Annotated in this window: 14 protein-coding genes, 1 tRNA gene and 2 pseudogenes; 9 read left to right on the top strand and 8 right to left on the bottom strand. The window is 71.7% G+C overall.

The genetic code is table 11. The features are described from left to right. Positions 1 to 94: 94 nt before the first annotated feature. A complete protein-coding gene (gene glmU, locus MMA15_RS09955; RefSeq protein WP_241058752.1) occupies positions 95 to 1,573 on the bottom strand; it encodes a bifunctional UDP-N-acetylglucosamine diphosphorylase/glucosamine-1-phosphate N-acetyltransferase GlmU in 1,479 nt (492 codons plus the stop codon). Positions 1,574 to 1,862: 289 nt separating this feature from the next. Then, positions 1,863 to 1,933: transfer RNA gene (locus MMA15_RS09950), tRNA-Gln, on the bottom strand. A 330-nt stretch (positions 1,934 to 2,263) separates the two neighbouring features. On the opposite strand from MMA15_RS09950, the gene MMA15_RS09945 reads away from it, so the two are divergent. Continuing rightward, entirely contained in the window at positions 2,264 to 3,850 is a 1,587-nt protein-coding gene (locus MMA15_RS09945) for a histidine kinase (protein ID WP_241058751.1), read from the top strand. A 198-nt stretch (positions 3,851 to 4,048) separates the two neighbouring features. Here MMA15_RS09945 and MMA15_RS09940 read toward each other — a convergent pair whose 3' ends face one another. Both MMA15_RS09940 and MMA15_RS09935 read right to left on the bottom strand, forming a co-directional pair. Beyond that, complete coding sequence (locus MMA15_RS09940; RefSeq protein ID WP_241063113.1) at positions 4,049 to 4,582, bottom strand: SUKH-3 domain-containing protein; 534 nt, start codon at positions 4,580 to 4,582, stop codon at positions 4,049 to 4,051. Between the two features lie 54 nt (positions 4,583 to 4,636). After that, positions 4,637 to 5,290, bottom strand: a pseudogene (locus MMA15_RS09935) (YwqJ-related putative deaminase); the annotation flags it as partial. Between the two features lie 352 nt (positions 5,291 to 5,642). Here MMA15_RS09935 and MMA15_RS09930 point away from each other — a divergent pair. The 4 genes from MMA15_RS09930 to MMA15_RS09915 all read left to right on the top strand — a co-directional run bounded on the left by MMA15_RS09930 (position 5,643) and on the right by MMA15_RS09915 (position 11,744). After that, a complete protein-coding gene (locus MMA15_RS09930; RefSeq protein ID WP_241058750.1) occupies positions 5,643 to 6,362 on the top strand; it encodes a hypothetical protein in 720 nt (239 codons plus the stop codon). Positions 6,363 to 6,547: 185 nt separating this feature from the next. Next, positions 6,548 to 7,549 (top strand): SMI1/KNR4 family protein, encoded by a 1,002-nt coding sequence (locus tag MMA15_RS09925; protein ID WP_241058749.1) that lies wholly within the window; start codon positions 6,548 to 6,550, stop codon positions 7,547 to 7,549. An 84-nt stretch (positions 7,550 to 7,633) separates the two neighbouring features. After that, the gene (locus MMA15_RS09920; protein ID WP_241058748.1) at positions 7,634 to 10,261 is read left to right on the top strand and encodes an SUKH-4 family immunity protein; all 2,628 of its coding nucleotides are present in this window, start codon (positions 7,634 to 7,636) and stop codon (positions 10,259 to 10,261) included. A gap of 406 nt (positions 10,262 to 10,667) precedes the next feature. Continuing rightward, positions 10,668 to 11,744, top strand: a complete 1,077-nt coding sequence (locus MMA15_RS09915; protein WP_241058747.1) for a coiled-coil domain-containing protein — start codon at positions 10,668 to 10,670, stop codon at positions 11,742 to 11,744. A 114-nt stretch (positions 11,745 to 11,858) separates the two neighbouring features. On the opposite strand, the gene MMA15_RS09910 is transcribed toward MMA15_RS09915, so the two are convergent. Together MMA15_RS09910 and MMA15_RS09905 are read right to left on the bottom strand one after the other, a co-directional pair. Next, positions 11,859 to 13,475 carry a sodium/solute symporter gene (locus MMA15_RS09910; RefSeq protein ID WP_241058746.1) on the bottom strand — a complete coding sequence of 539 codons (1,617 nt, stop codon included), beginning with the start codon at positions 13,473 to 13,475 and terminating at the stop codon, positions 11,859 to 11,861. Next, entirely contained in the window at positions 13,472 to 13,786 is a 315-nt protein-coding gene (locus MMA15_RS09905; protein WP_241058745.1) for a DUF485 domain-containing protein, read from the bottom strand. The genes MMA15_RS09910 and MMA15_RS09905 overlap by 4 nt, the downstream gene beginning before the upstream one ends. A 776-nt stretch (positions 13,787 to 14,562) precedes the next feature. Here MMA15_RS09905 and MMA15_RS09900 point away from each other — a divergent pair. The 3 genes and pseudogenes from MMA15_RS09900 to MMA15_RS09890 form a co-directional block, all read left to right on the top strand. Next, positions 14,563 to 15,318, top strand: a pseudogene (locus MMA15_RS09900) (ABC transporter ATP-binding protein); the annotation flags it as partial. A gap of 212 nt (positions 15,319 to 15,530) precedes the next feature. Continuing rightward, positions 15,531 to 18,116, top strand: coding sequence for an ABC transporter permease (locus MMA15_RS09895; RefSeq protein ID WP_241058743.1), 2,586 nt, complete (start codon positions 15,531 to 15,533; stop codon positions 18,114 to 18,116). Between the two features lie 162 nt (positions 18,117 to 18,278). Further along, on the top strand, positions 18,279 to 18,641 hold the full coding sequence (locus MMA15_RS09890; RefSeq protein WP_241058742.1) for a hypothetical protein: 363 nt from the start codon (positions 18,279 to 18,281) through the stop codon (positions 18,639 to 18,641). Between the two features lie 187 nt (positions 18,642 to 18,828). Here MMA15_RS09890 and MMA15_RS09885 read toward each other — a convergent pair whose 3' ends face one another. Both MMA15_RS09885 and MMA15_RS09880 read right to left on the bottom strand, forming a co-directional pair. Continuing rightward, positions 18,829 to 19,203 (bottom strand): type II toxin-antitoxin system VapC family toxin, encoded by a 375-nt coding sequence (locus tag MMA15_RS09885; protein WP_241058741.1) that lies wholly within the window; start codon positions 19,201 to 19,203, stop codon positions 18,829 to 18,831. Further along, positions 19,203 to 19,445 (bottom strand): type II toxin-antitoxin system Phd/YefM family antitoxin, encoded by a 243-nt coding sequence (locus MMA15_RS09880; protein ID WP_241058740.1) that lies wholly within the window; start codon positions 19,443 to 19,445, stop codon positions 19,203 to 19,205. Before MMA15_RS09880 ends, MMA15_RS09885 begins: the two co-directional genes overlap by 1 nt. A 235-nt stretch (positions 19,446 to 19,680) precedes the next feature. Between MMA15_RS09880 and mfd the strand changes: the two genes are divergently transcribed. Then, entirely contained in the window at positions 19,681 to 23,304 is a 3,624-nt protein-coding gene (mfd, locus tag MMA15_RS09875) for a transcription-repair coupling factor (protein WP_241058739.1), read from the top strand. Positions 23,305 to 23,916 lie beyond the last annotated feature (612 nt).

The raw sequence follows: 23,916 nt of genomic DNA, 5'->3' as shown, positions 1-23,916 counted from the left end.
CACCGTCTCCTTGAGTTCCGCGGGGCGTGCGTGCGTCTTAACCGTACGCCCCGGCCATCGGCCACGCGCACCCGGCAGGAGCCGTCGCCGCTCGTCAGCCACCGGACGGGCTCTCGGTGCCCTCCCCGCCCGGCGTTCCCGACGCGCTCTCGGCCGCCTGTGCCGATGCGCTGCCCGGCCTCTTACGCGCCACCCACCCCGCGATATTGCGCTGTTGGCCGCGCGCCACGGCGAGCGAACCTGGCGGCACATCCTTCGTGATCACCGAACCCGCGGCCGTATAGGCACCGTCCCCGACGGTGACCGGCGCCACGAACATGTTGTCCGCGCCCGTCTTGCAGTGTGAACCGATCGCCGTGCGGTGCTTGTTCTCACCGTCGTAATTCACGAACACCGTCGCGGCACCGATGTTGGTGTGCTCACCGACCGAGGCGTCACCCACATACGAAAGGTGCGGCACCTTCGAACCCTCGCCGATCTCGGCGTTCTTGATCTCGACGAAGCTGCCCGCCTTCACCTTCACGCCCAGTCGCGTGCCCGGCCGCAAATATGTGAACGGGCCCACCTTCGCGCCGTCTCCGATCTCCGCGCCCTGCGCCACCGTGTTGCTCACCGAGGCCCCCGCGCCCACGGCCGTATCGGCCAATTGCGAATTGGGGCCCACCTCGCAGCCCTCCGCGAGATGCGTCGAACCCGTCAACTGCGTGCCGGGAAGCACCGTCACGTCCTGCTCGTAGGTCACCGAGACGTCCAGCAGCGTCGACGCCGGGTCCACCACGGTCACGCCCGCGAGCATCGCCCGCTCCAGCAGGCGGCCGTTGAGCAGCCCGCGTGCCTCGGCAAGCTGCACACGGTTGTTGATCCCCAGGATCTCCCGGTGGTCGCCCGCCACCGAGGCGCCCACCCGGTGACCCGCGCTGCGCAGGATGCCTAGCACGTCGGTCAGATACTCCTCGCCCTGGCTGTTGTCCGTACGGACCTTGCCGAGGGCGTCAATGAGGAGCTGCGCGTCGAACGCGAAGACCCCCGAGTTGATCTCCGTGACGGCGAGTTGGGCGGGTGTGGCGTCCTTGTGCTCGACGATCGCCGTGACCGCGCCGCTGTCCGGGTCGCGCACGATACGGCCGTAGCCCGTGGAGTCAGGGACCTCGGCGGTGAGCACCGTGACGGCGTTGCCGTCCGCGGCGTGGGTGTCGGCGAGCGACTGGAGCGTCTCGCCCGTCAGCAGGGGGGTGTCCCCGCATGTGACGACCACCGTGCCGTCGAGCGCCACGCCGCTGCCCGACAGCTCCTCAAGGGCCATGCGGACCGCGTGCCCGGTGCCGTTCTGCTCGTGCTGCACCGCCGTGCGCACCTCCGCGTCGACCTCGGCGAGATGCGCCGTCACCTGCTCACGGGCGTGACCGACGACCACGACGAGATGCTCGGGGGAGAGGCTGCGGGACGCGGCGACGACATGGCCGAGAAGGGAACGGCCGCAGATCTCGTGCAGAACCTTGGGCGTCGCCGATTTCATACGGGTGCCCTCACCCGCTGCGAGTACGACGACGGCTGCCGGGCGGTTGACGCTCACGGGGGTGCCCTTCGGCTACGGGGTCAGGGGGAACACCCGCAGGATACCGGTGGGTTACACAGGGGTCCGGATCCGGACACGGGAGGGGCCCCGGCCTGCGTGGGCGGGGCCGTGAGTCGAAGTCGGCGGCCGGTGTTCGCGATCGGTGTTCGCGGTCGGAGCCCGCGGTCGCCGTCCGCGCTCAGGACCGGCGGTCGGCGTCCGCGACGTGACCGGGACCGGTGATCAGCTCAGCGGCCGGAATCGGCGGACGGAAGGAGCGGGCGCCGGCCGCTGGCGGAACCTCAAGCTCCCGGGGGAGGATTCGAACCCCCATCATTGGCACCAAAAACCAAGGACTTGCCCTTAGTCGACCCGGGATCGCACTATGTCCGATTCTCCCTCGCCGGGGTCCCTCGGACCCCACATACTATGCCCGACCTTGGCCCGTCGACGCGACGGCAGGGGTCCGCGTGACGCAGGACGCGGGCCGCGAGCCCGCGTTGAGGCCCATATATGCGCGGTCATCTACGCGGTCATGTGCGCCGTCATGTGCGCCGTCACGTGCGCGGTCGGTCCTGGGTGCGGGCGGCTTCGCCGGGCGCCGCTCCAGGGCTCGGCGCGGAGCGGAATGTTGGGGTCCGGCGACGGAGTGTTCGGTTCCTGTGCGAGCCGGAAAACTGGTTGGCCCCCGGTCGTACGCTGGTCGGTATGACCGAGACGGGGGAGAGGCCGACCGTCGGCGGGCCATGGTGGTGGGAGCGCCGGCGGAGCGCCGTGCTGGACATCGCCCTGGGCCTGGCCTCCGCCGTGGAGTGCGCCGTACAGGGCGTGGACTTCGCGGACGAGGCGGGCCTGCCGGATGTGGCGGGCGTGATCCTCGGGCTGCTGGCCGGGTCGACGCTGGTGCTGCGGCGGCGCTGGCCGATCGCGGTCGTGCTGGTGTCGATCGCGCTGACCCCCGCGGAGATGGGTTTCCTGCTCGGCTTCGTCGGGCTCTACAGCCTCGCCGTCGCCGCCAACGTGCCCCGCCGGATCACGGTGCTGCTGACGAGCATGCAGGCCGCCGCCGCGGTCATCATCACCGTCGTGCGGATGCATCAGAGCATCGGGCAGGACCCCGGGTTCAACCCTCCGCCGTGGTTCATCCCGCTGATGTCCCTCGTGGTGGCGATAGGGCTCACGGCGCCCCCTGTGCTGATGGGCCTCTACGTCGGTGCGCGGCGGCGCCTGGTGGAGTCGCTCAGGGAGCGGGCGGACGGTCTGGAACGGGAGTTGGCGCTGCTGGCCGACCGCGCGGAGGAACGCGCGGAGTGGGCGCGCAGCGAGGAGCGCACGCGGATCGCGCGGGAGATGCACGACGTGGTGGCGCACCGGGTGAGCCTGATGGTGGTGCACGCTGCGGCGTTGCAGGCGGTGGCGTTGAAGGACCCGGAGAAGGCGTCGAAGAACGCGGCACTGGTCGGCGACATGGGCAGGCAGGCGCTGACGGAGCTGCGGACGATGCTGGGCGTGCTGCGTGCCCCGGAGGGGAGCGTCGAGCGTACGGCCGGTTCGGGCGGCGCTTCGGTGCGCCTGGCGGAGTTCGCGGTGGCGGCGGCGGGGTCGGCGGGTTCGGCGGAGCCGGATGGTTCGGCGGGCGCGGTGGGCATGGTGGCCTCGGCGGAAGACGGCGGCGACGCGCGGCGGCGCGGGGACGCGTCGCGGGGGCCCGGCGGCGTGGACGCCGGTTCCGGCCGGGGTTCCGCTTCGGGCTCCGCTGCGTACACGGGCGGGGGAGCGGGCCCGGGTGCCGCGCTCGAAGGCGGTGCGCACGGTGCATCACGCGAGGGACGGGGGACGGACGACGGACCGTGCCTCGCGGAACTGGACGCGCTGGTGGGCCAGTCACGGGAGGCGGGGATGTCGGTCGACCTCTCGGTGGACGGCTCGTCGCGCGGCTACGGGGCGGGCGTGGAGCAGACCGCGTTCCGCGTGGTGCAGGAGGCGCTGACGAACGTCCACAAGCATGCGCCCGGTGCCCGTACGAGGGTGCGGCTCGCGCACCGCGAGGGAGAGGTCGCGGTCCAGGTGGAGAACGAGCGTCCGGTGGACGGCGAGGGCGTGGCCGGTGCGGGCCTGCCGAGCGGCGGCAACGGCCTGGTGGGCATGAAGGAGCGGGTCGCGGCGCTCGGCGGCGGCTTCGTCTCGGGCCCGACGGACGCGGGCGGATTCAAGGTCTCGGCGGTGATACCCGCGGGACGGCGGGAGGCGGCGGGACCCGGCGGCGCGGACGGACAGCGCGGGCGTCCCGGCTGAACAGGCCCCGCGAGTCCAACGGATTCACCGGGCCGAACAGGCCCAGCAGGCAAGGCAGTCCGGGCAACGCTGCCGGCGCTGCGAACCCCGGCTGCGCAGACCCTCTCTCGTAGAAGCGCCCCGTTCGCCCCTCGTGAGAACGCTCCCGTCATGCGGGCTCTGCCGTCATACGGGCTCTGCCCAACTGGGGATCTCACGTCATACGGAGTCCCCGGCGGCGGACGCGTCCAGCGGTCTTGTGAGCCGTTCCGGGCGGGTGCCCGTGAGCAGCGCGGCGAGCGCGGTGTCGAAGTCGCGGCCGAGATACCAGTCGCCGGTGTGGTCGAGGCTGTAGACGCGGGCCTCGGTGTCGATGGCGAGGATCGCCGCGTCGGAACCGTCGGTGCCGAGGGGGCAGATCTTCGTACGCAGGGCACGGCCGAGTTCGGCGAGGGTGCGGGCGGCGTGCAGCGCGTGCAGGGGGTCGATGCGTACGGCCGAGGGTGCGATGTTGCGTCCGGGCCCGGTGGGGACGATGGGCAGATTGCCGAACTCGGCCCAGACCTCCACGGCGGCGGGCAGCACGGCGTGTCTGTGCCCGCCGGGGGAGGCGTGCAGCCGGAGGGTGTCGGCCCACTCCTCGGCCTGGCGCATGTCGCGCCGTCCGGGCCGCCAGCCCGCGTTGCGCAGCGCGTCGTCGACGGCCACGGAGAAGCGGGTGGTGGAGTCGCGCAGGTTTCGGGGCGGGGTCACCGAGCGGCCTTGGTGCCGGCTGCCGGAGTCGACGGGGCGTACCCCGAAGTGCGCGAGGAGCGCGCCGCAGGAGCGGCAGGGCGGTGCGTAGCGGCCGTGGAGCGGGTCGCCCTGCTCACGGATGTGGCGGGCGGTGAGTTTGGCGTTCTTCAGGGCGCGCTTGGCCTCGGCGAGGGTGAGGGTCCTCTTCCCGCCTTTTCCGCCGCTCGTACGGCCCTTGGTGCGCTTCGAGGGGCGCGCGGCCTCGGTTTCGCCGAGGTAGCGGGAGATCAGGACGGTCTCCGGGCAGCGGCCCGTGTGGCGGGCGCGGTGCTCGGTGGTGAGGGTGTCGAGGAAGTCCTGCACGAGGGGGTGCGGTGCGGGGGCCTGGTCTCCCTTGTTGCCCGTCGAGGTGAGGGTGCGGCCTCGTACGGAGAGGGCGGCGGCCACCGCGGGGAGGATGCCGTCGCGCCGCTCGTGCAGCGGTGGCGTGGGGTCCTCGGGGGCGGCGGTCCAGCGGACGCGGGGGTCGTCGGCGGTTCGGGGGCTCGCAGGGCTCGCCGTGCCGGTACGTGCCGGGCCGCCCGGCGCGGTCCGCGGCGCCGGAGGGGCGTGCGCCGCCGGTGCCGTCGCGGCTGTCGCGGCTCGTGCCGGTCCGGCGGTCGCCGACTCGGCGGTCCCTGCCGAACCGGCGGCGGACGCCGGGGAATTGAGCGATGCGGTGTTCATGAGCTGGTTCCTCCCCGCACGGCCCCTTCTGCCGTTTGTGTCTGGTGTGTGCGGTGTGCCGGGCCAAGTATGCAGCGTGGGGGGCGAGTCGATCATGCCAGTGGGCATGTCATCCGTATGTGACGGATTCCCGTACGGGGGTGATACAGGGATGGCGCGTGGGGACGGTTGAAGTCAGCATCGGGCGTACATCTCTACTCGAGGCAGGAGTTCCGTCATGGGCAGCAGCACCTCTGTTCGTTGTCGCAGTGATGGTGACCGACACGGTCGCACGTGTGGTCGCAGGGGTAGTCGCCTCGGTCCTCGTGTCCGTCGTGTGCTGGGTGTGGCGGTTGTTGTGCCGGTGCTGGCCGTGACGGCTGTTGCTTGCAGTGGCAGCGGTGACGGCAGTGGCGGGAAGAAGGAAGACGGCCGAAGCCAGAGTTCCGGTTCCGGTTCGGATTCCGGTTCTGCCGGTGAGGGCGGAGCCGAGGGCGGCGGTGTTCCCCCGCTGGACCAGAAGCAGTTGGACGGCGCGCTGCTGAAGTCCGGCGATGTGAAGGGCTACCGGGCGCAGCGCAACAAGGAGGACGCGCTGCCCGCGCAGAACACGATGAAGGCGGACGACCCCCGCTGCTCGCCGATCACCGACGTCGTGGACTCCAAGCCGGAGCACGAACGCAAGGCGTTCTCGAGCGGTGTGCTGATGAAAGGTTCACTCAGCACGGGCGGCGCGGTGCAGCAGGTGCTGCTCTCCTCCTACGCCGAGGGCGAGGCCGAGAAGTGGCTGGGAGAGCTGAAGAAGGCCGTGCGCGACTGCGGTTCGTTCACCGGGCAGATCAACACGGGTGAGAAGTCACGGCTGAGCGTCAAGCCCGGCAAGGGCGTCGGCGTCGGGGACGACTCGGTGCGCTTCACGATGGAGGACGCCCGCGGCAAGGAGTCCCCGACGGTCTTCACGATCGTCCGTACGGGCGCCAACACCGCGTCGTTCATGTCCGTTTCGCTGTCGGGCGAGCCGCAGGCCGTGGCCGCCGCGCTGGTGAAGAAGCAGCACGAGAAGCTGACGGAGGCCGGGGACGGCAAGTCCTGATTCCGGAGACGGCCCGGGGACGGCCGAGGGGGCCGTCGGACGGCAGGTCCTCGATCCGGTCGCCGCACCGGCCGCGCCCGCCGGCCGGGGGCCGACCGCCGCCGAGGTGCGGGCGGTGACCCCTCGTCGGCGTACCGCATAGGCTGTCCCATGTCAGGCCAGATGTGCAGCAGGGGGCTTCCGCGATGACGACAGGTCGGCTACAGCCGGGGGCAGACCCCGTCGCCGCTCCGGGGGGATCACCGTACGGCCCGCCGAACCGGGCGTACGCGGGCCAGGTCGTGAACTTCCCCGATCCGGTGCGGCTCTCCCGTCATCCGGCCGGTGTGCGCGTCGACGAGCACGGCATGCCGGACTTCTCCCCCTACGCACAGGCCGCCGCGGAGATCGCGGAACCGCCGGAGGGCTTCGGCGGCGACGAACTGCGCCTCACCGACTACGTATCGGCCAACGCCGCGCTGCACGCGTCCGGTCACCGGCTGTGGGCGGATCTGCCGCCGGTGGCGACGCCGCACGGCTGGACTTGGCACCACGTTCCATTCAGCCGCCGCATGGAGCTGGTCCCCGTAGAGGTGAAGGTGCTGCTGCGGCACCACGGCGGGCTGGCGACGGCGAACGTCGACCACGCCAGGGGCGGTACGCGGCCGTTGCAGGAGACCAGGCCCGTGCACTTCAAGGTGCCGCACTCGGTCGCGGTGACCGAGCCGCAGGTGCTGGAGGTCGAGGAGCGCCTCGGATACCGGCTGCCTCCCGCCTACCGGGCGTTCCTGAAGGCCGCGGGCGGCTGTGCGCCGCGCGGGGTGGCGCTGGACCCCGAGTTGGGGCTCCTGGTCGACCAGCCGTTCTTCACGGTGCGGGAGGACGCGGCGGTCAACGACCTCGTCTACATCAACAAGTGTCTGCGCGACCACTTCACCAAGGACTTCCTCGGGGTCGGCTTCGTACAGGGCGGCCTCATCGCCGTGAAGGTGAAGGGCGAGTCGTACGGGTCGGTGTGGTTCTGCGCCTTCGACGACGCACGTGACGAGGACGGGCTGGACGTGCAGACGCGAGTGGAGCGGCTGCTGCGGCCGTGCGGTTCCGACTTCGACGACTTCCTGCTGCGGCTCGCGGGCAGTCCGCCGGAGCTGGAGACCGTGGCGAACCTGATGGTGGACGGCGGCTTCGCTCGTGCGGTGCCGGTGTGAGGGCGCCGATGCGTGGGCGCCGGCGCGAGGACGGTGTGCGGGTCGTGGCGACGGTGGCGACGGTGGTTGAGGAGTGAGCGCGCGATGGTGACCTTCGCTCAGGCTCAGGAGCGCGCGGAGCGCTGGGTCAACGGCGATGTGCCGGGCGACCGGCAACTCGAGGTGTGCGTAAGGGAGTTCGACCTGGGCTTCGTGGCATGGGCGGAGCCTGCCGCCGGGGACGGCCCCGGCGCGGGAGCCGGTGCCGGGTCCGGCGACGCGGCCGGAGCCGGGAGCGCCGGAGCCGAGGCCCCGCGCATGCGGCTGGTGATAGCGCGGGACAGCGGTGACACGACGCTGTGGCCGGGGCTGCCGGTCGGTGAGGTCATCCGCCGCTACGAGGAGGAGTACGGGACCTCGGCCGTACCGGCGCCGCGCGTTGCGCCCACGGCGCAGCGGCTCGACCTGGAGGCCACGTCGTTCCTGCTGACGCCGCCCGAGTGGCTTCAGCAGGCCGCGGACCAGATGGGCATTCCGGACCGCAGAGGCACGGCCGGTTCGCCGAGTGGCGCCACCGGTACGGGAGTCGGGGCAGGCGAGGCGAGCAGCGCGGGCGCGGGGACCGGTGCGGGAGCGTCCGCGGGCACGTCTCCGGACGCCGGTGTCAGCCCCTGGGACGCGGCGGACACGAGCAGTTCGGGCGGCGGCGAGGCACAGGCGCCTCCGGCGACAGTCTTCGCTCCGCCGCTCTCCGGTGACGGAGCCGGCCAGGCTTCGGCCGACGCCAAGACGGAGTTGATGCGCGAGGGCCCCGCCCTTCCGAGGACGGCCGTCTCACCCGCGGTCGACGGTTCGCAGCAGCCTGGCCAGGCGCCGCAGGGTCCGGGACAGGGCACGGGCGTTCCCGGCGCCGTGCCGCCACCGCCTCCCATGCCGCCCGACGTGCCCCCGCCGCCGCCCGGTTCGCCGCCGGGCAGCGGCGACAGCGGCAACAGCGGCGGCGCGGGCGATGTGCACCATGCGGCGACGATGCTCGCGGGCCCCTCGACAGGCGGCGCCGGCGGCATCGGCGCTCCTCCTCCGCCGCCCGGGCCTCCCGGGGCGGTGGGCTCAGGCGGGGCCGACGCCGATACGGGCAGGGCACCGGCCGGAGGCCAGGCGGGGTCCGGTGGTTCGCGGGGCGGCGGACCGTCCGTACCGCCTCCGCCGGGAGCGCCCGGCACGCCCGGTGCGGCCCAGGGCGGTGGTTCCGGTGGCGCGTCGGGCCCGCCCGGCGGCGGATACGTACCCACGCAGATGGTCTCGGCCGACGAGGTGTCGCGGATGCGCGACGGCGGCGGCCCCTCGAACGGCCCCGGTTCCGGCCCGGATTCGGGTCCCGACTCCGGTCCGGGCGGTTCCGGTACCGGCGGCCGTGGTTCGGGCGGCGGCGACTCCTCGGGCGGCGCCGGTGATGTGCACCATGCGGCGACGATGCTCGCGGACCCCTCGCGAGGCGGCCCCAGCACGCCCGCGCCCCCCGGCCCGCCACCGGCCGCTCCCGGTGCGCCGCCCGGACCGCCGCCTCCCGCTCCGCCCGGCCCTCCGCAGGGCTATGGCTTCCCGCAGCAGGGTCCGCCGCCTGGAGTGCCGCCCGCCGCGGGCCCGCCGCCGGGGGCACCGGCAGGGCCCGTACCGGCCGGTGCCGGTGCACCACCCGCGTACGGCTATCCGCAGCAGCCACCGCAGCAACAGCAGCCGACGGGTCTGCCCACCGTCGGCCCCGGCTATATGGCGGTGCTGCGCTACCGCGCACCGGACGGCTCGGAGCAGCAGTTGATCCGCCGCTCCGCTCCCGGTACTCCGCATCCGGAGTGGCAGATCCTGCACGAGCTGCGGAACTTGAACGTGCCGCCGCAGCAAGTGGTCGAGCTGCACACCGAGTTGGAGTCCTGCGAGCTGCCCGGCGGCTACTGCGCCCGCATGATCCGCGAGACCTGGCCGCAGGTCCGCGTGACGCACACCGCTCCCTACGGACGCGACCACGCGACCCGGCAGCAGGGCATGCGTCATCTCATCGAGCACCAGGGCGAGTTGCACCAGGTCGCGGACGGGCCCGCGCGCCCGGCCCCGTGCCGGGTGCCGCTGCCGCCGCAGCATCAGATCCCGCCGGTTCCGCCGCTGCCGCCGGACGCGGTGGGGCAGGAACTCAACCAGGCGTTCGGGCCGCAGGCGGTCTTCCGCTTCGACCAGCACGCGGTCTCGCGGCAGGGAGTTCCCGACATCGTCGGGCAGACGCTGGTGTGGGCGGGACTTCCGGTGGACGTGGGCCCGTTCTTCTGGGGACAGACTCAGCCTGGCCGCCCGGTGCCGACGCTGGCCGAACTGGCTCAGGAGCGGGGTGTGCGGCCCGCCTCCGACGCCGGCTCGTATCTGGTGATGGGCAACGACTTCGGCAAGCAGCTCTGCGTGCAGTACGGCACGGCGCACATCGTCGCCGTACCGCTGGAGGCAGGTCCCGAAGGGCAGCCCGCACAGCCGCAGTTCGTCAGTACGGGGCTGCCGGAGTTCGTGCGTTCGCTGGCGCTGCTGGGCCGGATGTGGCCGCTGCGCTACGGGCTGACGCAGGAGCAGGCTGGCCGCTGGACGGTCGATTTCCAGGCGCAGTTGGCGGCCTTGGACCCGGCGGCGCTGTCCTCGCCGGAGAACTGGTGGGCGGTGCTGCTGGAACAGATGTGGGACGGCCTCTTCTAGTTCTAGCCCGGCTCCCTTCCAATCCCCTTCCAGTCCCCTTCCGGTCCGTTCCCCCGGCTGCCCGCTCCCGGCCCGTCTCCGGCCCGCACGTCCAGGACCCGAGTCCTCGTCGACTCCCGAGTCTTCGTCGACTCCCCGCGGCGGTACCAGGTCCCGTCGCCCTTCACCCTCACGGATGGTCCTCGCCGTCCCTGAGGTGACGGGCGGCGGGCCTTTCGCTGTGTGCGCATCGTCGCCGGTGCCGCGCGTTAGTGCCCGTCATGGGCGTGGTGCGGTCCCCGACTCCCCTGCTGTGACGCCTTGTTCGTAACACCCTCGTATGGAGTGTCGCGTTATGACCGCTTCGCTCGCATCAAGAAGGATGTGCGTCCGCCGTTGAGTGTGTTGCTGAGATAAGGGGCTCGAAATGGGTGCGTCGCCGCATGCGTTCACCGTCGTACGGGGTCGTGGCTACCGGCCCGAGCAGGTCGACAGGGCGATGGACGGGCTGATCGGCGAGCTTGAGGAGAGCCGTGGGCGCATCGCCGGCCTCGCCGCACGCGAGGAGGAACTCGCCGCGGAGGCCGAGCGGTTGAGGAGTCTGGCCGAGTCGCTGCCTCCGCAGACCTACGAGTCGCTGGGCGACCGTGCACGCCGTCTGCTGTCGCTGGCGGAGGCGGAGGCGGAGGCCGTACGCACCAGCGCCGGGGAGGAGGCCGCGGGCACCGTCGCCGAGGCCGAGGCGCACGCACGGGCGGTACGTGAGGCCGCCGATGAGGAGGCGGAGCTGCTGCGCACGGAGGCGGAGGCGGCGGCCTCCCGCAGGGTCGAGGCGGCGAGCTGCGAGGCCGAGGCGGTCAGGGCAGCGGCACGGGAGGCGGCGCAGCAGACGCGTGACGCGGCGGAGGAGGGCCTGCGCGAGGCGGAGTCGCAGTGCGCCGGGACACTCGCCGACCAGGAGCGGAAGCAGGCCGCCGAGTTGGAGGACGCCGAGCGCCGACTAGCCGAGCAGCGGCGCGCGTTGGAGGCGTACGTCAGCGAACTGGCCGACCGCGGCGAGCAGTTGCTGGAGGACGCACGGGCCGAACGTGCCGAGGCGGAGGAGGACGCCCGCCGCTGGCAGGAAGAGGCGCGGGCGCGCGGCGACAAGCTGCTGGCGGGGGCGCGGGTGCGGGAGGAGGCCGTCGAGCGGGAGACGGAGCGTGTGCTGTGGGAACACGCCGAGCGCGCGGCGGAGATGCGGGGGCACATGGCGCGGGTGCGCAGCACGCTGGCGTCGATCACGGGGCGTGCACCCGGGGCGGCCCTCGGGCAGCCGGAGGACCCGGGGCGACCGGACGGCGCGCACGGGCCGAACGGTGCGAACGGTGCGAACGACGGACACGGCCCCGGCGCCGCGCACGGCGGCAACGACGTGGACGACGGCCACGGGGACGCATGCGACGCGTCCCGCGCGGCCGAGGCGGTCACAGTCCCCGGCCAGCTCAGGGGCCGGGAGAGCTGACGCCCGCGCGGCGCCGCGTACGCGGGAGGCGACCGGCGGCCGTATGCCCCCGACCCGGAGCCCCGGGACGCGGAATCGTCCGCGACGCCCGGCTTGCCTCGGACGCCCGGTGGTTCAGCGCCGCCTGGCCCCCGCCAGCAGCCGGGGCTCGGCGGCGCGGTACTCCGTACGGCCGCGGTGCTGCGAGCGGCGGGTGCTGAGGAAGGTGCACGCCCAGCCCAGCAGGAAGCCCACGGGAATGCTGATCATGCCGCTGGTGGTGAGCGGGAAGACGTGGAAGTCCCGGTCGGGGATGAGGGATCGGGGCGTGCCGGAGACCGTCGTGGACAGGGCGGTCACCACGATCGCCGCGGTGCTGCCGCCGATGAGCGTCGCCAGCAGCCCGAAGCGGGTGAAGCGCCGCCAGAACAGGCCGTAGACGAGCGCGGGGGCGATCGCGGACGCGGCGATGCTGAAGGACAGGATGATCAGTGCCCGCAGCGCCTTGTCCTGCACGAGCACGGCCAGCGCGATGGCCGGTGCGCCCACGGCGAAGGCGGCGAGGCGGGCGATGAGCAACTCCCGCCGCGGTGAAGGCGAGTTGGTGCGGCTCAGTACACCCGCGTAGAGGTCGTGGGCGAGGGAGTTGCCGCAGGCGAGAATCATCCCGGCGACGGACGAGAGCAGCGTGAGGAAGACGGCCGTGGAGACGGTGGTGAAGACGAACGTCGACAGCGCGGTCGAGTCGGCGACGATCGCCCGTGCCAGCCGGAGGATCGCCGTGCTGCCCTCGGGGTCGCCGGCCGCGATGTTCTGCCTGCCGAGAAGAGCCGTGGCTCCGGCGCCGATGACGGCGATCAAGAGCACGAACACCGCCATGATCATCACGGCGTAGGACATGGCGCGGCGGATGTCCTGTGCGCTCCTCGCGGTGTACATGCGCATCGTGACGTGCGGCAGGCACGCGGCGCCGAAGACCACGGTCAGCGAGCTGGCGATCAGATCGGCCCTGCCGATGTCGGTGGGCTGGATCAGCAGTCCGGAGCGTGCGTAGGCCGCTCCGCGTCCGCTGCCGACGTCGGCGAGCGTGATCAGCCGGGACGGGTCCCATCCGACCTTGTCCATGACGAGCACGGCCAGCATCAGCGAGGCGCCGAAGAGCACCACGAGCTTGATGATGTGGATGAGCGCCGTGCCCTTCATCCCGCCGATCGCGGCGTAGCCGATCATGAGCCCGCCGAGGGCGACGGTGGTGACCGTGCGTACGGAAGAGCCCTCGAACCCGAGGACCAGGGTGACGAGTTGGCCCGCGCCGGCGAGCTGGAAGACCATCAGCGGAAGCAGCGCGGAGAGGGTGACGCCGGTCGCGGCGAGGCGCACCAGCCTGCTGGGGGAGCGGTGGGTGAGCGCGTCGCCCATCGTGAACCGGCCCGCGTTGCGCAGCGGTTCGGCCAGCAGGACCATCAGCAGCAGCAGCGACAGCGCGGTGGCCAGGGCGAGCACGAGCCCGTCGAAGCCGGTGAGGGCGATGATCCCGATGGTGGACAGCACGGTCGCGGCGGAGATGTAGTCACCGGCGATGGCGAAGCCGTTGCGCAGCGGCGCGAGGGTGCGGAAGCCGGTGTAGAACTCGTCGAGGTCGTCGCGTTCGGCGCTGGTCATGATGCACAGCAGCAGCGTGACGCTGACGAGCGCGGCGAAGATGGCGAAGGACAGGGACTGCGAACCGGCGTCCACGGAGCTGGGGTTCAACGGCCCTCCTCTTCGTTCTCGCGCTCTTCCTCGTCGGCTATGCGCACCCGGTGCGAGATGGGGTCGACGGTGACGCGGGCGAAGAGTTCGTAGCTGATGATCGTCAGCAGGGTGATGGGGATCAGCAGCAGCCCGAGAAGGACGCCGAGGTTCACCGAACCGGCCACGGACTGTGCCATGAGGTTCGGGAGATAGGCGGCCATGGCGAGCCAGACGGTGAAGTAGCCGAGGACGCCGAGCGTCATGCTGCGGCGCAGCCAGCGGTAGGCGCTGCGCAGCCGGACCAGTTCGGTGTCCGCGCGTGCGGGCACGCTGGGGGCGTGCGAGGGCGGGGGGCTGTATGCGGGGCGCGGGGGGTGGTGGGGTCGCGGCGGATAAGCGGGTGCGTTTCGATACGGTCCGTAGTCTTCGGAGAATCCGTGTTGCTCGCCGGTGCCGAACGCCATGCGCGCCTCCCCTCCGTACGGGGCCGAACGCCCGAGGTTGAGCGCAGGTTACTGGCGAGTGTCGCGCGCTTGGAAGAGCCGGTGGGAAAACCTGTCACATTTCCAACATCGTTACTGAAGGTAATGGCAGGTGGGGGGAGTTGAGGCGGGAAGTGGTCAGGCGACCGGGAGCAGGGGCGGGGCCTGGCGTCCGGCGAGCGGGGGCCGCCCCCTAGGGGGTGGCCCCTCGGTTCGCGGTGCCGGGGAATCGTCCTGGAGCAGGAGGAGGCCGCCGCCGCAGGTGCATACGCTCATCCAGGGAGCCGGCAGGAGGCGCCCGTCGCGGGCGGGGGCGGTGACGGGGGTGGGGCAAGCCCCCGCTCCGGAAGAGGTACGGGCACCATCGCGGCGCGCACCGCACGCCGGGAGACTCCTTCAAAACTCGATCGCCACCCATATGTGCCGGGCGTAGATTCCGGTTCGTCCGCGTGTGCGTGATCGCGCCGCGGACGTAACGGCATACGCGACGGCTCACGCACTCGCTCAGGGGTCCCACGCGGGCCCGCTTCATGACCCACCGGGGGGTGGGCACGGGACACCGGAACGCCGGAACGCCGAGATTTGCCGGAACACCGAAATACGACGGGGAGAGGAAACACACCATGACGACGGCGGCAGCAGACCCCAAGGGCGGGGGCGGAGGGGCGAGTTCGGCTGTCGCGGCCTCCGCCCGCCGGCTGGTGAAGGCATACGGACAGGGCGAGACGCGGGTCATCGCGCTCGACCATGTCGACGTGGACATCGAACGTGGCGCGTTCACCGCGATCATGGGCCCCTCGGGGTCCGGCAAGTCGACTCTGATGCACTGCCTCGCCGGTCTGGACTCCGTCACCGAGGGGCGCATACGCATCGGCGAGCAGGAGATAACCGGCCTGAAGGACAAGAAGCTGACGCGGCTGCGGCGCGACAGGATCGGCTTCATATTCCAGGCGTACAACCTGCTGCCGACGCTCAACGCCCTGGAGAACATCACCCTCCCCATGGACATCGCGGGCCGTAAGCCCGACAGGCAGTGGCTGGAGACGGTCATCTCGACCGTCGGCCTCCACGAGCGGCTCCACCACCGGCCGAGCCAGCTCTCCGGCGGCCAGCAGCAGCGGGTGGCGGTCGCACGTGCGCTGGCGTCCCGGCCCGAGATCATCTTCGGCGACGAGCCGACCGGGAACCTCGACTCCCGCGCGGGGGCCGAGATGCTGGGCTTCCTGCGGCGCTCCGTCGACGAGTTGGGGCAGACGATCGTGATGGTCACCCACGACCCGGTGGCGGCCGCGTATGCGGACCGGGTGCTGTATCTCGCGGACGGACGGATCGTCGACGAGATGTACAAGCCCACTGCGCAGGCCGTGCTGGACCGGATGCTGCGGCTCGCCGAGACGGGCGGGCCGGAGGCGGGATCGGCTGCCGGAACGGTCCCGAGTGAGGCGGCCGTTCACGCCCAGGCGCCCGACGGGCGCTCCGCCGCCGCGGCGGACGGACTGGCCGCGTTCGGCACGCTCCACGACGGCTTCGACGCGTTCGGCGCCAGGGGCGCCGGAGGCGGCGACCACGGCGACCTCAGGGGGAGCTGGCCGTGACCGTGTTCAAGGCATCGCTGCGCAACTTCTTCGCGCACAAGGGCCGCATGGCGCTCAGCGCCGTCGCCGTACTGCTGTCGGTGGCGTTCGTCTGCGGCACGCTCGTCTTCACCGACACCATGAACACCACCTTCGACCGGCTCTTCGCCGCGACCGCGGCCGATGTGACCGTGAGCCCCAAGAAGGAGAAGGGCCAGGCGGAAGGCGCGGATCAGCGCGCCGCCAGGCCCCGCACGCTGCCGGCCTCCGTGCTCCGCGAGGTCCGTACGGCGGAGGGCGTGAAGTCCGCCGAGGGCGTGGTCTCCAGCGAACAGGTCACCGTCGTCGACGGCGACGACAAGAACATCGGCTCCAACACCGGAGCCCCCACCATCGCCGCCAACTGGACGTCCGGCGACCGCAGAACGATGAAGATCACCTCCGGGCACGCGCCCCGCGACTCCTCCGAGGTGATGGTCGACGCCGACACCGCCGAGAAGCGCCACATCGAGCGCGGCGACAAGCTGCGGACCATCGCCGCCACCGGCGACTTCTCCGCACGCGTCTCCGGCATCGCGACCTTCCAGGTCACCAACCCCGGTGCGGCGATCGTCTACTTCGACACCGCCACCGCCCAGCGCAGGCTCCTCGGCGGAACCGGCTCCTACACGAACATCGCCGTGACCGCCGAACAGGGCGTCACACACGGCCTGTTGAAGAAGAACGTCACCGCCTCGCTGGGCGCCGGGAAGTACACGTACCAGACGCAGAAGGAGGCCGCGGACTCCAGCCGGGAGGACATCGGCTCCTTCCTGGACGTGATGAAGTACGCGCTGCTCGGCTTCGCCGGGATCGCGCTCCTCGTGGGCGTCTTCCTCATCGTCAACACCTTCTCGATGCTGGTCGCCCAGCGCACCCGTGAGATCGGCCTGATGAGGGCCATCGGATCCAGCCGCCGCCAGGTCAACAGGTCGGTGCTGATCGAGGCGCTGCTGCTGGGTGTCGTCGGTTCCGTGCTGGGCGTGGGCGCCGGAGTCGGCCTCGCCGTGGGGCTGATGAAGCTGATGGGCAAGCTCGGGATGAACCTGAGTACGTCCGAACTCACGGTGGCCTGGACGACGCCCGTGACCGGGGTCGCGCTGGGCGTCCTCGTCACGCTCCTCGCCGCGTATCTGCCGGCCCGCCGAGCAGGACGCGTCTCGCCGATGGCGGCGCTGCGGGACGCGGGCACCCCCGCGGACGGCAAGGCGGGGGCGGTGCGCGCGGTGCTCGGCGTACTGCTGACGGGCGGCGGAGCCGCCGGTCTCTACGCGGCCACGCAGGCGGAGAAGGCGTCACAGGGGTCGCTGTACCTGGGCGTGGGCGTCGTGCTGACGCTCCTCGGATTCGTCGTCGTGGGGCCGGTGCTCGCGGGGGTCCTGGTGCGTGTGCTGTCGGTGGTGACGCTCAGGCCGTTCGGCGGCCGCGTCGGGCGCCTCGCCGAGCGCAACGCGCTGCGCAACCCGCGGCGTACGGGCGCCACCGCGGCGGCCCTGATGATCGGCCTGGCGCTGGTCGCGTCGCTCTCGGTCGTCGGTTCGTCGATGGTCGCGTCCGCCACGAAGGAACTGGACCGCTCCGTGGGCGCGGACTTCATCGTCCAGTCCGGCAACGGGCAGCCGATCACCCCGGCCGTGGAGAAGAAGTTCAAGGCGTCGAAGTCCCTGAGGACCGCTACGTCCTACAAGGTGGTCCCCGTACGCATCACCACACCCGACGGGAAGACGGGCAGCGAACAGCTCTCCGCGACCGACCCGTCGTACATGAAGGACCTGCGCCGCGAGGTCAAGTCCGGTGATCTGTCCGGGGCTTACGGCCGGGACGCGATGTCCGTCGGCGCCGCCTTCGCCAAGGAGCACGGCGTCGCCACGGGCGACGAGCTGAAGGTGGCCTTCGCGGGCGGCCGTACGGCGAAGCTCACGGTGGCCGCCGTCACCAAGGAGGAGACGAGCGTCGACAAGGGCGCGATGTACACGGACGTCGCCACCGCGCAGCGCCACATCCCCGAGGCCCAAGTGCCGCCCACGGTCATGATGTTCGGCTCGGCGGAGGACGGCCGGGAGGAGGCCGCGTACTCGTCGCTGAAGAAGCTCCTCAAACCGTATCCGCAGTATCAGGTGCGCGACCAGGCCGACTTCAAGGAGACCCTCCAGGACCAGGTCGGGCAGATGCTCAACATGGTCTACGGACTGCTGGCGCTGGCGATCATCGTGGCCGTGCTGGGAGTGGTGAACACCCTCGCGCTGTCGGTCGTCGAGCGCACCCGTGAGATCGGCCTGATGCGGGCCATCGGCCTGGCACGCAGGCAACTGCGCCGGATGATCCGCCTGGAGTCGGTCGTCATCGCGCTCTTCGGCGCCCTGCTCGGGCTGGGCCTCGGCATGTGCTGGGGCGCGGCGGCACAGAGGCTGCTCGCGCTGGAGGGCCTGAACGTACTGGAGATCCCCTGGCCCACGATCGGCGCGGTCTTCGCGGGCTCCGCCCTGGTGGGCCTGGTGGCGGCGCTGGTACCGGCGTTCCGCGCGGGACGGATGAACGTGCTGAACGCGATCGCCACGGAGTGACGAGCGGAGCGCGCGGGTGGCGAGGCAGGGCCCGGCTGAGGCGAAGGCGCGATACTGCGTAGCTTGTTCGTGTCTGCGTCTTCCTTTCCGAATGTCCGCTTAATACTGATTCGGGTCCGGTGATCGCCGGGCCCGAATCAGCAGGACCGGAAAGGAGCACAGATGAGAAGGAACCGGATTCTCGGCGTGAGCGCGCTGGCGCTGGCCCTCGTGGCCGGAGGCGGCTGGACGGCGCAGGCCGACTCCACCGGGTCGGTCAAGTCCTCGGGCGGTCACGACAAGATCCACGGCTACGAGGTCGTACGGCTGGCGAACGAGAACGTGCCCAACTTCCAGCGCAGGACCGTGACATGCCCCAGGGGCAAGAAGGTGCTCGGCGGCGGTGCCGAGGCCCGCGGCAACGAGGCGATCCTGGTCGGCAGCTTCCCCACCGACGACAACAGGGGCTGGATCGGCCTGGGACGGCAGCCGAACAGCTCCACGGTCGGGATCAGCGTCTTCGCGATCTGCGCCTACCCGCGCTGACGGGCGGCAGACGGCAGGCGGCGGCCTGGAGCTGACCGGGGGCGAGCGCGCCGCACACCCGCACCGGCTCCCGTACCGTCGCCACGACGCGGCACCGAGGCACCGGCGGTCCCGTAAGACCCACGAGGTCGAGGGCCCCGGTGCCTGCTGCTGTCCGCACCGGCCCGCACCCGGCCCGTGCCCGGTGTCAGACGGGAAGGATCTGCACGTCGTACTGCTGCATCCACTTGTCGCGGGTCACCAGAGTCATGCCCTCGATCTGAGCCTGGGCGATGAGAACCCTGTCGAAGGGGTCGCGGTGGTGCGGCGGCAGCTTGCCCGCGCGCACGCCGTGACCGGCCCCCACGGGCAGCGGCGTGAACTGGGAGTCACGCGCCCGCTCCGCCAGGTCCTCAGGCCCTCTGATCTTCCCGAGGGACTGCTTGATCGCAATCTCCCAGGGTGAGATTGCACTGACGTGGACCGAGGGCTCTGTACGCAGCAACTCCTTGGTCTCGTCCGACAGTTCAGGAGAGTCGTCGAGCCACCACAGCAGCACGTGGGTGTCGAGCAGAAGCCGCATCAGCGCATACCGAACGCGTCGGCGATGTCGTCGGGCAGCTCGTCGAAGTCGTCGGCGATGTGAATCTGCCCCCGGAGCGAACCCAGGTCGGCCCGCTGCACCTTGGGCCGCAGGGGGACCACCTTCGCCACGGGCTCGCCCGCCTTGCTGATCACGACTTCCTCACCCGTGGCGACCTGTTCGAGAATGCGCGAGAAGTGGGTCTTCGCCTCGTGCACGTTGTACGGCTTCGCCGCTTCCACGATGTCCTCCTGGAACGTCCTCCGGGATGGTCCTCCGCGCTTGCCCTTCGGGAATCGCCCTCCGGAGCTTGTGTCCGGGCTAGGAAGACTAACCACTGGACTAAGCCTACCACCTAGTCCACCGGAGGCGCGGCCGGTCGCCGGACCGCCGTACGCTTGGAACCCCCCGGAACGTCCGCGCCGCGCCGCTTCGGGGCGTTCGCGTTGCCCACCTCCGGACGGGAAGCCACCCCAGATGAGTCTCACCGGACTGCTCGACGCCGTCGTGCGCGACCCCGCGCTTCAGGAGGCCGTCGAGGCCGCCGCCGACGGCAACCGGCACCATGTCGATCTTGTCGGGCCCGCCGCCGCCCGTCCCTTCGCAGTCGCGGCCCTCGCGCGCTCCTCGGGACGCCCCGTGCTGGCCGTGACCGCCACGGGCCGGGAGGCGGAGGACCTCACGGAGTCGCTGCGTTCGCTGCTGCCGCCCGAGGGCGTCGTGGAGTACCCGTCGTGGGAGACGCTGCCGCACGAGCGGCTCTCGCCGCGTTCCGACACCGTCGGGCGGCGTCTCGCCGTGCTGCGCCGCCTCGCGCACCCCGACGAGGACGGCGACGCGGGCACCGGCCCCGTCAGCGTCGTCGTCGCGCCCGTACGGTCCGTGCTACAGCCGCAGGTCAAGGGGCTGGGGGAGCTGGAGCCGGTCGCGCTGCGGCAGGGGCAGAGCACCGACATGGAAGAGATCGTCGACGCGCTCGCAGCCGCCGCGTACTCGCGGGTCGAACTCGTGGAGAAGCGCGGCGAGTTCGCCGTACGCGGCGGAATCCTCGACGTCTTCCCGCCCACCGAGGAACACCCGCTGCGCGTGGAGTTCTGGGGCGACGAGGTCGAGGAGATCCGCTACTTCCGCGTCGCCGACCAGCGTTCCCTGGAGGCCGCCGAGCACGGGCTGTGGGCGCCGCCGTGCCGCGAGCTGCTGCTGACGGACGATGTGCGGCGCAGGGCAGCCGCCCTCGCCGAGGAGCACCCCGCGCTGGGCGAACTGCTCGGGAAGATCGCGGAGGGCATCGCAGTCGAGGGCATGGAGTCCCTCGCGCCCGTACTCGTCGACGACATGGAGCTGCTGCTCGATGTGATGCCCAAGGGGACGATGGCGCTGGTGTGCGACCCGGAGCGGGTCCGTACGCGGGCGGCGGACCTCGTGGCCACGTCGCAGGAGTTCCTTCAGGCGTCGTGGAGCGCCACCGCGATGTCCGAGGCGGGCGAGGCCCCCGTCGACCTCGGCGCGGCCTCGCTGTGGGGCATCGCCGACCTTCGCGAGCGGGCACGCGAGCTGGGCATGATGTGGTGGTCGGTCAGCCCCTTCAGCCCCGGTGCGGCTTCCGGCGACGGTGCCGGCGACGGTGCCGGCGGCGACGAGGGCGGCGGCGCGGAGGACGCGGACTTCGACGCCGACTTCGACGGCGGCGCCGACGTGCTGCGCCTCGGCATGCGCGCCCCCGAGAGCTACCGCGGCGACACAGCCCGCGCCCTCGCCGACACCAAGGAGTGGCTGTCGTCGGGCTGGCGCTGCGTGTACATCACCGAGGCGCACGGCCCCGCCATGCGTACCGTCGAGGTCCTCAGCGGCGAGGGCATCCCCGCCCGGCAGGAGAGCGACCTGGGCGCCATCGCCCCGTCCGTCGTGCACGTGGCGCGCGGCTGCCTCGACAACGGCTTCGTCGACCCCGGCCTGAAGCTCGCCGTGCTCACCGAGACCGACCTCTCGGGGCAGCGGGCCGCCGGCCGCGAGGCCGCGCGCATGCCCGCGCGCCGCCGCAAGCAGATCGACCCGCTCACGCTCTCCCCCGGGGACTACATCGTCCACGAGCAGCACGGCGTGGGCCGCTACGTCGAGATGGTCCAGCGCACCGTGCAGGGCGCCACCCGCGAGTATCTGCTCGTGGAGTACGCCCCCGCCAAGCGCGGCCAGCCCGGCGACCGCCTCTTCGTACCCACGGACCAGCTCGAACAGGTCACCAAGTACGTGGGCGGCGAACAGCCCTCGCTGCACCGCCTCGGCGGCGCCGACTGGACGAAGACGAAGGCGCGGGCGAAGAAGGCCGTCAAGGAGATCGCCGCCGACCTGATCAAGCTGTACTCGGCCCGCATGGCAGCGCCCGGCTACGCCTTCGGCCAGGACTCGCCCTGGCAGCGGGAGCTTGAGGACGCCTTCCCCTACGCCGAGACGCCCGACCAGCTCACCACCATCGGCGAGGTCAAGGAGGACATGGAGAAGTCCGTGCCGATGGACCGGCTGATCTGCGGCGACGTCGGCTACGGCAAGACGGAGATCGCGGTGCGTGCCGCGTTCAAGGCGGTGCAGGACGGCAAGCAGGTGGCCGTTCTGGTGCCCACGACGCTCCTCGTCCAGCAGCACTTCTCGACCTTCACCGAGCGCTACGGGCAGTTCCCCGTCAACGTGAGGGCGCTGTCCCGATTCCAGACCGAGTCCGAGGCCCGCGCGGTCGTCGACGGATTGCGCGACGGCACGGTCGACGTCGTCATCGGCACGCACCGCCTCTTCTCATCCGACACCCGCTTCAAGGACCTCGGGCTGCTCATCGTCGACGAGGAGCAGCGCTTCGGCGTGGAGCACAAGGAGCAGCTCAAGAAGCTGCGGGCGAACGTGGACGTGCTCAGCATGTCCGCCACCCCCATCCCCCGCACCCTTGAGATGGCCGTCACCGGCATCCGCGAGATGTCGACGATCACCACTCCGCCCGAGGAGCGCCATCCGGTGCTGACCTTCGTAGGGCCCTACGAGGAGAAGCAGATGGGCGCCGCGATCAGGCGTGAACTGCTGCGCGACGGCCAGGTCTTCTACATCCACAACCGTGTGGAGTCCATCGAGCGCGCGGCGGCCCGGCTGCGCCAGATCGTGCCGGAGGCACGCATCGCCACCGCACACGGTCAGATGTCGGAGCAGGCGCTGGAGCAGGTGGTCGTCGACTTCTGGGAGAAGAAGTCCGATGTGCTGGTCGCCACGACGATCGTCGAGAACGGCATCGACATCTCCAACGCCAACACCCTCATCGTCGAACGCGGCGACAACTTCGGCCTCTCACAGCTCCATCAGCTACGCGGACGAGTCGGCCGGGGCAGGGAACGCGGCTACGCCTACTTCCTCTACCCGCCCGAGAAGCCGCTCACGGAGACCGCGCACGAACGGCTCGCGACCATCGCACAGCACACCGAGATGGGCGCGGGCATGTACGTCGCGATGAAGGACCTGGAGATCCGCGGCGCGGGCAACCTGCTCGGCGGTGAGCAGTCCGGCCATATCGCGGGCGTCGGCTTCGACCTCTACGTACGGATGGTCGGCGAGGCGGTCGCCGACTACCGCAACGCCCTGGAGCAGGGAGGCCAGGTCGAGGAGGCCCCGCTGGAGGTCAAGATCGAACTGCCCGTCGACGCGCACGTCCCCCACGACTACGCGCCCGGCGAACGGCTGCGGCTCCAGGCGTACCGGGCCATCGCCTCCGCCAACTCCGAGGAGGACATCGCGGCCGTGAGGGAGGAACTCGCCGACCGCTACGGGCCGTTGCCCGAACCGGTGGAGAACCTGCTGCTCGTCGCGGGCCTGCGCATGCTCGCCCGCTCGTGCGGCATCACGGACATCACCCTCCAGGGCGCCAACGTCCGCTTCTCGCCCGTGGAGCTGCGCGAATCGCAGGAGCTGCGCCTCAAGCGCGTCTATCCGCGCTCGGTGATCAAGCAGGCGAGCCGCCAGGTGCTGGTGCCGCGGCCGAAGGCGGGCGGCATCGGCGGCAAGCCGGTGGTGGGGCGCGAACTGCTGGCATGGGTCGGGGAGTTCCTCACCACCGTGCCGGGGGCGTGACGCCGCGCGGGGCCCCGGCGTACCGGGATCTTCCCGTCCGGCTTCCGGCCGGTCGGCCGGCCCCCTCGCCTCCGGCGCGGACATATACGGGGCGGTTCGGAAGTCCGGCCGTGGGCGGGCCGGGCGTCCGAGGCGGAGCGCGGAGCGGGGAGGAGTGCCGCGCCGGGCAGTGCACCGGCGCCGTCGACTCCCGTGCGCCCGCCTCCGGTTGCCAGGGGTCCGTACGGGACCGGTCGACGAGGTCGACGGGGTGCAGAGCGTTTCGCGGCCGAGACGGCGAAGGCGCCCGAGGGACGGGGCAGCCCAACCGCCCGAGGGACGGGGCAGCCCAGCCGGGCAGCGGCCCGCGCTTTCCGTTCGCCGCTCTCTGAACCGCCGCAGGAGTCATGGGACTTGGGGCCGTGACCGCCGACGCCGGATGCGTAGGGCGGGCGTTGCCGTGCGGGGTGCGGCCTGGGGCGCCGTGAGCGAGGGCGACGGCAAGGAGAGGGCCAGCGCGGTCGCGGTGACGACGACGGCGTAACGTCGCCTACGGCAGGACCTGTCGGCCACGGCGGAGCTGAACGCTTCGGTGCCCTGAGCCGGATGCTCGTGGACCGGAGGTCACAGGGC

The organism is Streptomyces marispadix, from assembly GCF_022524345.1.
GTDB lineage: Bacteria > Actinomycetota > Actinomycetes > Streptomycetales > Streptomycetaceae > Streptomyces > Streptomyces marispadix.
The sequence above is the reverse complement of the archived record's forward strand: the minus strand, read 5'-3'. Positions and strand labels throughout refer to the sequence as shown.